General features: G+C 64.7%; 15 protein-coding genes and 1 tRNA gene. 6 read left to right on the forward strand and 10 right to left on the reverse strand.

Annotated features, from left to right (window positions below; translation table 11 throughout):
- The first annotated feature begins 73 nt into the window (after positions 1 to 73).
- On the forward strand, positions 74 to 373 hold the full coding sequence (locus ACNHKD_RS15075; protein WP_442754300.1) for a hypothetical protein: 300 nt from the start codon (positions 74 to 76) through the stop codon (positions 371 to 373).
- Between the two features lie 10 nt (positions 374 to 383).
- Here the strand turns inward: ACNHKD_RS15075 and ACNHKD_RS15080 are convergent, their stop codons facing one another.
- Together ACNHKD_RS15080 and ACNHKD_RS15085 are read right to left on the reverse strand one after the other, a co-directional pair.
- Positions 384 to 953 carry a nicotinate-nucleotide adenylyltransferase gene (locus ACNHKD_RS15080; RefSeq protein ID WP_442756910.1) on the reverse strand — a complete coding sequence of 190 codons (570 nt, stop codon included), beginning with the start codon at positions 951 to 953 and terminating at the stop codon, positions 384 to 386.
- A 49-nt stretch (positions 954 to 1002) separates the two neighbouring features.
- Entirely contained in the window at positions 1003 to 2298 is a 1296-nt protein-coding gene (locus ACNHKD_RS15085; RefSeq protein ID WP_442754301.1) for a glutamate-5-semialdehyde dehydrogenase, read from the reverse strand.
- Between the two features lie 160 nt (positions 2299 to 2458).
- Here ACNHKD_RS15085 and ACNHKD_RS15090 point away from each other — a divergent pair.
- Positions 2459 to 2534, forward strand: a tRNA-Glu gene (locus tag ACNHKD_RS15090).
- A gap of 195 nt (positions 2535 to 2729) precedes the next feature.
- Here the strand turns inward: ACNHKD_RS15090 and ACNHKD_RS15095 are convergent.
- Positions 2730 to 2921: a hypothetical protein gene (locus ACNHKD_RS15095; RefSeq protein ID WP_442754302.1), complete on the reverse strand. Its 192-nt coding sequence runs from the start codon at positions 2919 to 2921 to the stop codon at positions 2730 to 2732.
- Positions 2922 to 3453: 532 nt separating this feature from the next.
- Here ACNHKD_RS15095 and ACNHKD_RS15100 point away from each other — a divergent pair.
- Together ACNHKD_RS15100 and ACNHKD_RS15105 are read left to right on the forward strand one after the other, a co-directional pair.
- Positions 3454 to 3825, forward strand: a complete 372-nt coding sequence (locus tag ACNHKD_RS15100) for a retropepsin-like aspartic protease family protein (RefSeq protein WP_442756911.1) — start codon at positions 3454 to 3456, stop codon at positions 3823 to 3825.
- A 160-nt stretch (positions 3826 to 3985) separates the two neighbouring features.
- Positions 3986 to 4489, forward strand: a complete 504-nt coding sequence (locus ACNHKD_RS15105; protein ID WP_442754303.1) for a hypothetical protein — start codon at positions 3986 to 3988, stop codon at positions 4487 to 4489.
- A 21-nt stretch (positions 4490 to 4510) separates the two neighbouring features.
- Here ACNHKD_RS15105 and ACNHKD_RS15110 read toward each other — a convergent pair whose 3' ends face one another.
- The 3 genes from ACNHKD_RS15110 to ACNHKD_RS15120 all read right to left on the reverse strand — a co-directional run bounded on the left by ACNHKD_RS15110 (position 4511) and on the right by ACNHKD_RS15120 (position 6848).
- On the reverse strand, positions 4511 to 6004 hold the full coding sequence (locus ACNHKD_RS15110) for an ATP-binding protein (RefSeq protein ID WP_442754304.1): 1494 nt from the start codon (positions 6002 to 6004) through the stop codon (positions 4511 to 4513).
- Positions 6005 to 6235: 231 nt separating this feature from the next.
- Positions 6236 to 6469, reverse strand: coding sequence for a hypothetical protein (locus ACNHKD_RS15115; RefSeq protein WP_442754305.1), 234 nt, complete (start codon positions 6467 to 6469; stop codon positions 6236 to 6238).
- A gap of 25 nt (positions 6470 to 6494) precedes the next feature.
- Positions 6495 to 6848 (reverse strand): hypothetical protein, encoded by a 354-nt coding sequence (locus ACNHKD_RS15120; RefSeq protein WP_442754306.1) that lies wholly within the window; start codon positions 6846 to 6848, stop codon positions 6495 to 6497.
- A gap of 214 nt (positions 6849 to 7062) precedes the next feature.
- Between ACNHKD_RS15120 and ACNHKD_RS15125 the strand changes: the two genes are divergently transcribed.
- Entirely contained in the window at positions 7063 to 8094 is a 1032-nt protein-coding gene (locus ACNHKD_RS15125) for a sodium:proton exchanger (RefSeq protein WP_442754307.1), read from the forward strand.
- Here the strand turns inward: ACNHKD_RS15125 and ACNHKD_RS15130 are convergent, their stop codons facing one another.
- A complete protein-coding gene (locus ACNHKD_RS15130) occupies positions 8095 to 9060 on the reverse strand; it encodes a YihY/virulence factor BrkB family protein (protein WP_442754308.1) in 966 nt (321 codons plus the stop codon). It lies immediately after the preceding gene.
- A 115-nt stretch (positions 9061 to 9175) separates the two neighbouring features.
- Positions 9176 to 9829 (reverse strand): glutathione S-transferase family protein, encoded by a 654-nt coding sequence (locus ACNHKD_RS15135; RefSeq protein ID WP_442754309.1) that lies wholly within the window; start codon positions 9827 to 9829, stop codon positions 9176 to 9178.
- 115 nt (positions 9830 to 9944) lie between these two features.
- On the opposite strand from ACNHKD_RS15135, the gene ACNHKD_RS15140 reads away from it, so the two are divergent.
- Positions 9945 to 11159, forward strand: a complete 1215-nt coding sequence (locus tag ACNHKD_RS15140) for a polyhydroxyalkanoate depolymerase (RefSeq protein WP_442754310.1) — start codon at positions 9945 to 9947, stop codon at positions 11157 to 11159.
- 1 nt (position 11160) lies between these two features.
- On the opposite strand, the gene ACNHKD_RS15145 is transcribed toward ACNHKD_RS15140, so the two are convergent.
- On the reverse strand, positions 11161 to 11421 hold the full coding sequence (locus ACNHKD_RS15145) for a hypothetical protein (RefSeq protein ID WP_442754311.1): 261 nt from the start codon (positions 11419 to 11421) through the stop codon (positions 11161 to 11163).
- 160 nt (positions 11422 to 11581) lie between these two features.
- Complete coding sequence (locus tag ACNHKD_RS15150) at positions 11582 to 11914, reverse strand: hypothetical protein (RefSeq protein ID WP_442754312.1); 333 nt, start codon at positions 11912 to 11914, stop codon at positions 11582 to 11584.
- Positions 11915 to 12012: the final 98 nt, after the last annotated feature.

Here is a 12012-nt window from a genome sequence, read left to right on the forward strand (position 1 = left end):
CCGGGCGGAGTTCTGTGGCGCAACCACGCCGCATGCCCCATATTGGGTCCAGGAAAACGCGCAGGAGACGGCAATGACCGATGACGAACCGAAAGATGAGGGCCACGAGAATAAACAGCCGGGCCGAAACCAGCCGCCGGTGCTGCTCATCCCCAAGAGCTTCTTCTACATTGTCGGCGCGATCGTCGTCGGCTCGTTCCTGCTGACGCTCTTCGTGCGCAACCCCTACACGCAGTCCGTCCATGAAGGAGGCAGCTTCTACGAGAACGCCACGGACAATTCTCTGCTGATGTGGGTCGCCATCTTCATCGGCATCCCGGCAAGCTTCTGGGCCTATAAGCGCTGGATCATCCCGCTATTCGACAAGAAGTAGGGGCGCGCGGCTAGCCCCGCCCCGCCCTGCGGCGCAGCTCCGTCGACGAAGACGGGCTGCGCGGCCCATGCAGATAAACGAAGGCCGGCGGCGTCGCCGTCGCGAGCAGCGGCGCGTCCCGTTCATCCAGGCGCGCGCCCGGAAACCGGAGCGCCGCCTTTGCGCCGGCGGCTTTCAACGTCGCGCCCGGCCGGTCGATCACGGCGACGGGGGTCGTGCGCAGGATTTCTTCCCAGTCCCGCCAGCGGTGGAACTGCAGGAGATTGTCGGCGCCCATGATCCACACGAAGCGCGAGCCGGGGCAGCGGGCGTGCAAAAATCGCAGCGCGTCCGCCGTATAGCGCGCGCCGATTTCCGCCTCGAGTCCGGTCACGACAATGCGCGGATCCTGCGCGACGTCGCGCGCCGCCGCCATGCGGGCGTCGAGCGAGGCGAGCCGGGTCGTATCCTTCAATGGATTGCCGGGCGAGACGAGCCACCACAACCGGTCGAGCCGGAGCCGCCTCAGCGCGATATGCGACACCAGCGCATGGCCCTCATGCGGCGGATCGAAAGAGCCGCCGAAGAGCCCGATGCGCATGCCCGGATGGTGCGGCGGGAGCTTGACGGGGCCGGTCACGCGGGCGCGCTCATCCCCTCACCTGCCCCGCGCCATGAACCCTGTATTTGAACGAGGTGAGTTGCTCCACGCCCACCGGCCCGCGCGCATGCATGCGACCCGTGGCGATGCCGATCTCGGCCCCGAAGCCGAATTCTCCGCCGTCCGCGAATTGCGTGGAGGCGTTGTGCAGCACGATCGCCGAGTCGACCTCGGACATGAAGCGCTGCGCGGCTGCGTCGTCCTTCGTGACGATGCAGTCTGTGTGATGCGAGCCGTAGGTCTCGATATGCTCGATCGCCGCATCGAGCCCGTCCACCACTTTCGCGGCGATGATGGCGTCGAGATATTCCGCGCGCCAGTCTTCCTCCGCTGCGGGCCTCACCCGCGCGTCGACGGCCTGCGTCGCGGCGTCGCCGCGCACTTCGCAGCCCGCGTCGATCAGCATGGCGACGAGCGGCGCGAGATGCGTTCCCGCGCAGCCGCGGTCGACCAGCAGCGTCTCGGCCGCGCCGCAAATGCCGGTGCGGCGCATCTTGGCGTTGAGGACAAGGCGCTTGGCCATGCCGAGATCCGCGTCCTTGTGCACATAGACATGCACGACGCCTTCAAGATGTGCGAAGACCGGCACGCGCGCCTCATGCTGCACGCGCGCGACGAGGCTCTTGCCGCCGCGCGGCACGATGACGTCGATATTGCCGTCGAGCCCGGCGAGCATGGCGCCGACGGCGGCGCGGTCGGCCGTGTCGATGAGCGAAATCGCCGCCTCGGGCAGCCCCGCGGCCTTCAATCCGACGACGAGGCAGGCGTGGATGGCGCGCGACGACCGCAGGCTCTCCGAGCCGCCGCGCAGAATCGCGGCGTTGCCCGCCTTGAGGCACAAGGCCCCGGCGTCGGCCGTCACATTGGGGCGGCTTTCATAAATCACGCCGATGACGCCGAGCGGCGTCGAGACGCGCTCGATGACGAGACCGTTGGGGCGCTCGAATCGCGCAAGCAGCCGGCCGACCGGATCGGGCAGTTCGGCGATTTCCTCCACGCCCTGCGCGATGGCTTCGACGCGGCTGGCGTTGAGCGTGAGCCGGTCGATGAAGGAGCCGGCCGTTCCCCGCGCCTTGGCGTCCGCCACATCCAGCGCGTTCGCGGCGAGAATGGCTTCTTTCCGGCTCCGGATTTCCGTGGCGGCGGCGCGCAGCGCCTTGTTCTTGGCGGCGCTCCGCGCCAGGGCGACCGCGCGCGCGGCCCGGCGGGCGGCGCGCCCGAGAACGGAGAGCGACGCTTGAAGCGTCTGGGCCTCGGTCGCTTCTTTTGAGAGCGTCTGGGTCATGTCCTGGATTCCAAAAATGCCGGCCCGTTGGCTATCACGCCGAAAAGCGGCGCGAAAGCGGGGCTTCGCCCACAGGGCGTTCCGCAAAAGCCCTGCGAAGCCGCAGCATATATTTAGGCCCTTGCCGAGACGCCCCCGCCGGTCTATAGAGCGGCTCCCCGCTCCCTTCGTCTAGCGGTCTAGGACGTCGCCCTCTCACGGCGAAAACAGGGGTTCGAGTCCCCTAGGGAGCGCCAGGAAAATCAACGTATTAACAGCGAACCCTTAATCGGGCGGCGGCTTGCGCCAATATTTTCCCGATAAGCTGGGCGAAAAGTCGGCGGGGATTGTCCGCGACCTTCTTCGGAGAACTTGACGCGGAGAACGCCCGGCTGCGGAAGGCGTGGGCGGCCGCCAAAAGCGGTCAAAGGCGCAGCCGCACAATCACCCGCTCATACGCGAAGAAAACGATCAAGCATTAGATAGCCGAGCAGGAACGCGAAGCCGAGCACAGGAATCATAACGAGGCCCGCCGTGTAGGGGTCCGACCGCAGGGCGCATAATTCTCTGGCTGCGCTCAGCAAAGCGGCGGCGTGATAAACATCGCATGCAAGATCCGAAAGATGGAAAAGAATTTCCTTCATGTGGGCCTCCTCCTGACCGCCGATATTCACGATAATGCAGCTTCGCTCTGAAGGTTGCGGCATGTGCGCGACGCTGTCGCTCGGCGGGCTCTCCCACGCCGGCGCTATCCGGCATTCTCCAGCGGCGGCGGATGATCGGTCCCTTGCTTGTTGATCGCCCGGGCTCCCGATGGTTCAAATCGTCAGGTGCGTCCAGAATGCTTAAGCTGAAGCAAGTCCGCGGAAGTCTTTCAAAAAGGAATTACGTATGCGTCGCAGGATCGTCCTGTCTATCGCTTGCGCGCTTCTTGCCGGCGGAGCCGGCGCCGCCCCTCGAGACCAAAAACAAGGCCGCCAAATAAGCTGTCCGCCGGACTCAGCCCAGTGCGACATAACGGGCTCCGCCGATCATTCGGGGAACGCGCCCGCTCAGCCGCCTTCGCCTGTCCACCCCCTGGAGCCTGCGGCGCCCCAGGGACGGACAGCCCCCTATGACAGGCCTGCGCGCGGCGTAGACGTCGACCAACGCAGACCCGCGCCGTCCGTGATCCGTATGCCCCTTCAGATCAAGGCGGATTCCGCCGGGCATTTCTGGACGGAGGCGGAGATCGACGGCGCGCGCATTTCCAGGGTTTTGATCGACACCGGCGCGACTTTTGTCGTTCTAACCTCTCGGGACGCCGCGGCGGCCGGTTTTTCTCCCGACGCAGCCGAATTCAAGCATTCGACCAGCACTGCAAACGGCTTGGCTCGCGTGGCGCGCGCAAAGCTTCGCCACGTGCGCGTCGGCGAAATCACGATCCATGACGTCGACGCCTATGTCGCTCTCCCGGGAGCGCTGACGAACAGCCTGCTGGGAATGTCGTTCCTTTCCAAGCTCTCACGCTTCACGGTCGATTCGGGAACGCTCACGCTGAGAAAATAAAAATCAGGCGATCCCGGGACGCCGGGAAATTCCGCCAAACCGCCTCTCCGGGACCGATTTTGCACGCGCACGCCGCCAAGCATATAAATCATAATGATTTTTTGTAATTGCGCGGTTATCTGCCCGTTATCGAATTGGGGCAGGCGGGGAGGCTTTCGCGATGGCGCAGGAATCGGGCATGGCGGCGAAACGCACATGGCTTGAAAAGGAGGTCGCTTTCTTTTGCGCCTTCGATCGAGACTTCGAGCCTTTCGCCGTCCCTCCGGAGATTGCCGTGCTGAAAGGGCAAACGAAGGGCGGGCTTCCTTATCTGCGTTTGTCCAATGGCGGGGCTGATGCGTATTCCTTCGGCAATACCGGTGGTTACAGCATTCGCCTTCCGGACGCGGTCGAAGCTCAGGCGAGCGGGCGCCACATCGTCGTCAAGATCGTCGCGCGCGCGGCCAACGCCGATAAAGCGCGCTTCGCCCTCGCCTACTCGACCAATGAGGTCGGCAATTCCGGCTGGGTCTGGTTCGACGCCACGGCCCAATGGGCGATCCATACGATGCGATGGGACGTGCCGACCATGCGGGACGGAAACGGCGATTTTCTCGGCGTTCTTCCCGACGTAGAGGGGAAAGCGGGCGCCGAATTCTGCTATCTGGCGATCGCGGTGATCTGACGGACGGCGCTGCGCGCTTGCCTATTCAAGCAAAAACGCGCGCAGGGATTCGATCGACGCGGGCTTCGTCAGATGCGCGTCGAACCCCGCTTCTTTCGATCTCTTGCGATCCTCCTCCTGTCCCCACCCCGATAAGGCGATCAAAGTTTTCCTTCGGCCGTTTTCGGCGTTGCGGATCCGCCGCGCGGTCTCGAACCCGTCCTGCCCAGGCATGCCGAGATCCAGAAAGACGACGTCGGGATCGAACCGGAGCGCTTCGCGCGTCCCCGCCTCGCCGCCATACGCGACGCGGACGGTCGCCCCGAGGCTTTCGAGCAGGAGCGCGAGCGTATCCGCGACATCGTGATCGTCATCGACGACCAGCGCCTTCTTAGGCCCCCGAGGAGCCGAGGCGGCGCTCGCGCCGAGCCCGGCGCCGTCGTCGTCGTCCGCGAGGAGCGGCAGGCGCACGACGAATTCTGCGCTCTTCGCCTCGATCGCGCCCCCGTGCAGTTCGACGAGCTTGCGCGCCAGCGCGAGGCCAATGCCGAGCCCTCCTTCACGCTGGCTCTTGAATTGCGCGAAGAGTTCGAAGACGTCGGACGGCGTTTCCGGCCGGAGGCCGCAGCCATTGTCGCGAACGGTCACGAGGACGTCGGGGGCGCGCGATTCGACGTGTATTTCGATGCGGCCGCCGGGCGGCGCGTATTTCGCGGCGTTGCTGACGAGATTTGAGAACGCCTGTGAAAGGCGGACCGGATCGCCATAAACGCGCAGCAATTCGTGTGGCGCGCTCAGCACGACGCGATGCCTTGCGCGCTCGATGAAAGGCCGGCTGATCGCCAGGGCGCTACGCAGGACTGTCGAAAGGGCGGCCGGCTCCTTTCGCAACTCGATCTTGCCGCTGGCGATGCGTGCGATTTCGAGAAGGTCATCGACGAGCCGCACGAGTTGGCGAACCTGACGCTCCATCATGTCCAGCACGGGCGCGTCGGCATTGTCGTCGCGCCGGCGAGCCGCCGCCTTCAGCACATGCACGCCATTGTGGATCGGCGCGAGCGGATTGCGCAATTCGTGCGCCAGAGCGGCGATGAACTCGTCGTTGCGCCGGTCGGCCTCACACGCGCCGGCATGGGCCGCGTCCTGCGCAAGGCGCATGCGGCGGTCGCTCTCGCGCAGGGTTTCCTCGGCCCGCCGGCTTGTTTCCATGTCGACGAGCGAACCGATATAGCCTTGGAAAGAACCGTCTTCGTGAACGCGCGGCGCCCCGGCGGCCAGCACCCGGCGATAGACGCCGTCAAACCGGCGCAAGCGAAATTCAAGCCGATAAGGCTCCCGACGGCGAAAGGCGGTCTTCCAGGCCGCGCTGATTCTCGCACGGTCGTCCGGGTGAGCGGCGTCGATCCAGGCGTCTTGCGTTTGCGCGGCGCCCTGACCAGTAAACTGACGCCAGAACGGGTCGGCGCAGGAAGCGCGCCCATCAGCGTCGACGGCCCAATTGGCGACCCAAAGCTGATCGGCTCGCCTGTCATCCATGAATTCAAACCTCAAGCGCCCCGGAGGCAATTAAAATATATAATCGGGCCTTCGTAAATGACCGGAGCCAGAAGTTCAACGGCGTTGTGCGTGAAACTACTTATATTTAGCTTTTGTCCGCACTTGCCGATCTTGAGCGACGATCAGATTTCACATGATTCAACTGAACCGGACTGCGTCGCGCAGCCGCAATGCGACGCTCATGCGCCTGGCCAGCATCCGCGATCCGCCTCAAAAACCCGGAGCTTCCTTGTCGTACCGCTTCCGGTCGGCGTCCATCACGCGCGACAGCGCGCTGCATTTCTCGGGATTGCCGGGATTTTGCTCGGCGCAAAGCTGATAGGCCTTCATGGATTGCTCATAAGAGCCGACCGCATATTCCTGATCGGCCTCCTTCCTCGCGTTCGACGCGCTGTTGCAGGCGGCGAGGGCCGCCAGACCGGCGATCAGAATCAGATAGCGCATGGGTTCTCCGCGAGTGCTCGACATCCTAACGCAGGCGCATCGTGGCGATAACGCCGTTCGCCTGAATCGCCACGCTTACCGGACTTATGCAGGCGTAAGGGATATTGATCGTTTCGCCCGCAACGAAAGTGCGGCCCGCGTACCAGTAATCGAAGGACTGGCAATTGCCCTTGTTGACGGCGACGCCGGCGACCTCCGCGACCTCCATGCCGACCACACGGCATTCGATCCATCGGTAACCGCTGAATGTGTCGAGCTCCGGCAGGGGGGCAACGGTTTTACGCAGCCGGCAGGAGAAAGGCTGAGAGCCGGCCGACGCCGGGGCCGCCGCGGAAAGCGCGGCGGCAAGCCCCGCGACTCGAAGCAGGATGTTCAGCATAAAGATCACCTCGCGCGAACCCGCCCATTCCGCCCAATCAGCCGCGTGGGCGCGGTCCGTTCACCAAACGTCGCGCAAAATCTCACACATTGAGCGCCCTGCGCAAACCTGAGCCGGAAGCGCGCGCCTCGCCATCGCCTCGGCTATAATCGATTCGTCATTCTTCGAAAGGACCGACTCCGTGGCGGCGATTAATCGTAAGGAAATGATTGTCATGGGCGCCTCCGCGGCGCTGGTGGGCGTCGCGGGCGGCGCGCATTTCATGCATGTGGGGCCGATCCCGAGCTTTTTGGCCTGCGCCCTGGCGCTGGCCGGCGTCGCCCATGTGATCGGCGAGGCGACCGACCAGGTCGGCAACCATCTGAGCCCCTCGGCGACCGGGCTTGTGCAATCCGCAGTGGGCAGCCTGCCCGAACTTTTCGTCTGCATCTTCTCGCTGCAGGCCGGCCTCGTGACGGTGGTGCAGGCGTCGCTGATCGGTTCGATCCTGGCCAACGTCCTGCTGGTGCTGGGCCTCGCTTTCGTCGTCGGCGGCTGGCGGCATGGCGTCCTGCATTTCGAAAGCCAGACTCCGCGCATGATCGCGTCGCTGCTTCTCCTCGCCGTTTCGGCGCTGGTCCTGCCGACCCTGGCGAATGAGTTGCACCTGCCGGCGGCCTCGCATGAACAGGACCTCGCCGTCATATGCGCGGTCGTCCTCCTTCTCGTCTTCACCGTCCTCACCAAGGCGATGCTCGACCAGGGACAGCGGGCCGTGCCGGCCGAAGCCCATGCGCGCGCCCATGCCTGGCCGCTATGGACCGGGATCGCCGTTCTGCTCGTCTGCGCGGCCGGCGCTGTGCTCGTTTCGGACTGGTTCGTCGAGGCGCTGGAGCCCGCCATCGACGCCGCCGGCATCAGCCAGACCTTCGCCGGCCTCGTCGTCGTCGCCATCGCCGGCAACGCCATCGAGAACGTCGTGGGCGTCCGCCTCGCCGCCGCCGGCAAGTCGGACCTCGCGGTGAGCGTCGTGCTGACCAGCGCGCTTCAGGTCGCGGTCGTCGTCGTGCCCATCCTCATTCTCGTGAGCTTCAGCATGGGCGGCGCGGCCTTCACGCTCGTCATCCCGCCCATCCTCGCCGCCGCCATGTTCCTCTCGGTCATGGTGGTCACGGTCGTCACGGTGGACGGGCAGTCCGACATGGTCGACGGCGCGGCGCTGATCGGGCTTTACGTCATCATCGCCACAATCTTCTGGTGGGGCTGATCAGGACCGCGACGGCCCGATCGTATCCGCCATCGTCGCGCCGCGCCCGCCCATCGGGCGCGGCTGGCCGCTCGTCGTATCCTTCACCGTCTGATGCTCCATCTCGGCGTTGAGCTCGGCGCCGGTCAGCAACACGATCGATGACACCCACATCCAGAGCATGAAGCCGATCGCCGCGCCAAGAGAACCATAGGTTTCGTTGAACCTGCCAAGATTGGCGGCGTACCAGGAGAAGAGCAGAGAGGCGATCAACCAGGAGACCGCCGCAAAGGCGCCGCCCCAGCTCACCCACTTCCATTGCGGTTCGTCGCGGCTCGGGCCGTAGCGATAGACGGCGGAGACGGCGAGCGCGACGACGATAAGCAAAATCGGCCAGCGCAGCCAAGACGCCCATGTCTCAACCCCGGCCGGGAGATGCAGCGCCTCAAGCGCCCGCGGCAGAACGACCATGGCGCCGAGCGAAATCGCGATGACCGCCATGCCGGCCACCGTGAAGGCGAGAGACACGGCGTTGAGCTTGATGAACCCGCGCTTCTCTTTCTCCTGGTAGACGACGTTCAGCGCGTCGAAGATCGCCTTCATTCCGGCGTTGGCGCTCCAAAGCGACACGAGCAGGCCGACGATCGACGCCGCGCCGAGCTTCGCGCCGCCCTGGGCCGCGACGCGATGGATCTGGTCGCCGATGACCGACAGGCCCTCTGTGGGGAGAAATCCCGAAAGGGCGTTGAGATGCGCGCCGATCGTCGCCGGATCGGCGACGAGTCCGTAAAGCGCGACGAAGGCGGCGATGGCGGGAAAGATCGCGAGCAGCGCGTAGAACGTCACGCCCGCGGCGATGGCGAGAATGCGGTGCTCGGACATGTTCTCATAGACGCGCGCGAAGACGTCCTTCCAGCCGGGCGCCGGTATGTCCGAAGGCGCCTGCGCCGCCCTGCCCCGGGCGTTCGAAGCCTGATCCATGGCCATGGGTGTTCTCCGCTACACGCGCGGAGAAAACTGCGTTGGCGTTGGGCTGTTCCGGGCGGCGCCCGCCTTTTCCCTTTGTCCGCTTGCGCGGAAAGGGAGGCGCGCGGCGGGAACCCTAAAACTCCACCTCCAGCTCCTCAATCTCTTCCTTCTCCATCTTCGCGGCCTCGATCCATTCCTGCATGGCGGGCCATTGGAAGATCCGGTTGCAATAGGCTTGCGAAACGTCGTCGAGCGCGACGTCATAAGTGCGGAAACGCGTCGCCACCGGCGCATACATGGCGTCGGCCATGGAGATCTCGCCGAAAAGCCAGGGGCCGCCGCTCGTCTCAAGGCATTCGCGCCAGATTTGCGTCACGCGGGCGATATCGCCCTGCGCCTTGGACCAGACCTTGAAGTTCGGGTAATGCCCTTTGAGATTCATCGGCAGCGCCGAGCGCAGCGCGTTGAAGCCCGAATGCAGCTCGCCGCAGATCGAGCGGCAGCGCGCGCGGTTCAGGCGGTCGTCCGGCAGGAGCCTCGCTTGTGGCGCGATCTCGTTGAGGAACTCGCCGATCGCCAGCGTGTCCCAGACGCGAAAACCGTCATAAGTCAGGCTCGGCACGAGGATGGAGGGCGAGAGGAGCAGGATTTCCTCGCGCGCCCTCGCATCGTCCGGATCGACCGCAACCTCTTCGAAAGGCGCGCCCGAGAGCTTCATCATCAGCCAGCCGCGAAGCGACCAGGAGGAGTAGTTCTTGCTGCTGATGGTGAGCGTGGCGGCCGGCATGTGAAATCCCCGTTTTTTCATCGCGGCCCAGCAAGTCATGTGCCATTTTTTGAGCACATGGCACAGGCCTTGCTCCGCAAATCCCTCGGCGAAACCAAGGGTTCCTCTTCGGCGCATGTATGACGCTTATCAGGCCTATGCCGACCTCCTGGATCCGCTCCGCCTGGCGGCGGCGGGCAATGAACGCGTGCTGAGCCGCCTTGGCGCGATGCGCTTCGCCTCGCCTTTGCGCAGCCTCCAGGCTTATCAAGAGGTCGTGGCGCTCGCCGGCTTCACGCATAAGCGTCCGGATTACGGGGTGGACGAGGTTACCACCGACAATGGCGCGGCGGCGCCCGTCACGGAGGAGGCCGTGGCGGCCACGCCCTTCTGCACACTTCTGCGCTTTAGCCGCGCGGGCGCGGCCGGGGATCCGCGCGTCTTGCTCGTCGCGCCCATGTCGGGACATTTCGCGACGCTCCTGCGCGGCACCATCCGCACCCTGCTGCGCGACCACGACGTCTATGTCACGGACTGGCATAACCCGCGCGACATTCCTCTCGAACGGGGAACCTTCGGATTCGAGGATTTCGTTCAGCACGTCCTCGATTTCCTGAAAATCGTCGGGCCGCAATCGCATCTCGTGGCCGTCTGCCAGCCGACCGTCCCCGCCCTCGCGGCCGTGGCGCTGATGGCGCAGGAGAACGATCCCGACCAGCCCGCGAGCCTGACCTTGATGGCCGGGCCGATCGATACGCGCATATCTCCGACGAAAGTGAACGAGTTCGCGGCCTCGAAGCCGATCGAATGGTTCAGGGCGAAAATGATCAGCGTCGTGCCGCGCGGCCTGCCGGGCGCGGGGCGGCGCGTCTATCCGGGATTCGTGCAGCTCACGGCCTTCATGGCCATGAATATGGAGCGGCACCGCAAGGCGTTCGTCGACCTCTTCGAGCACAGGGCCAGGGGCGACGACGCCAAAGCCGATCAGATCCGCACTTTCTACGAGGAGTATTTCGCAATCATGGACCTCGACGCGGAGTTTTACCTCCACACGATCGAGACGGTGTTCCAGAAATACGCCCTTCCCGAAGGCAATCTGTTTTTCAAGGGGCGGAAGGTCGAACCGCGCGCCATCAAAAAGACCTTCCTGCTGACGGTGGAAGGCGAAAAAGACGACATTTGCGCCGTCGGCCAGACGCTCGCCGCGCAGGATCTCTGCAGCGGCCTACGCCCCTACATGAAATCGCATCATATGCAGGCAGGCGTCGGCCATTACGGCGTCTTCAACGGAAAGCGCTGGGACAACCAGATCTACCCGGTGCTCCGCGAGCATATTCGCTGCAGCGTCTAGCTCACCAGTAGCGCCAGTAGGGCGCGCCATAGAAGCGCGGGCCGCTGTAAATCAGGAGTTCCTCCCGCGCCGCGCGCCGGTCGGCGGAACGATCAAGATCGATGTCGAGCAAGCATTTGGAAAAACCGTCGGTCCCGCTTCTGAATCCGTAGGATTTGCAGCGCGTCGCGTCGGCCGCGCGCTGCTGCGCGGGAGAGGTCGTCTCGCAGGCGCCAAGCGTCACGGCCATGGCCAATGCCGCCAGCAATCCGGAAATCCGCATCTGTCGACCCTCGTCCTGCGGGCTAAAGGGCGGAGAATCCGCCCAAAAAATGGCCGCATCGCGGCGACGGCGGCGAAGTGGAGAACTGACAAGTCGCCGCGCGAAATGTCTCCTCCCCGATGCGCGCGCGCCGCAGTGCGGCGGCGCGCGCACATCGGCCTTACCAGGGCTGCCTGGCGAGCGGCTGCTCCACATTTCTGAGATTGGACTCGATCGCCGCGACGCGTTGCGACAAAGAGACGACGGCGTTTTGCAGCGCGGAGATTTGACGGGCAAGCTCATCGACGCGCGCCGCCTCGCTGCGATCGGAGACCGTCGCGTCGTTCCGCAGCCGCGCCAGCTGCTGGCCTAGGCAATTCACCGCCGCGATGACGTCGGTCTGATCCGCGATCACGCCGGTGACGCCGGAAGCTTGCGGAATACATGCCACTTCCGCCCGCGCCGAGACCGAAAGGCCAAGGATTATCGCTGCCGCGCCGATCAATCGAATCATGAGGCCCTCCATGAAAGCGCCGCCCGGGCGGGAGCGCTGCGGCCGCAGCTTTTTCCAGATCCCGACGCTGGTAAAGCCCGATTTTCCCCCGGTGGTTC

It is taken from the genome of Methylocystis sp. JAN1, assembly GCF_052186135.1.
Taxonomy (GTDB): Bacteria; Pseudomonadota; Alphaproteobacteria; order Rhizobiales; family Beijerinckiaceae; genus Methylocystis.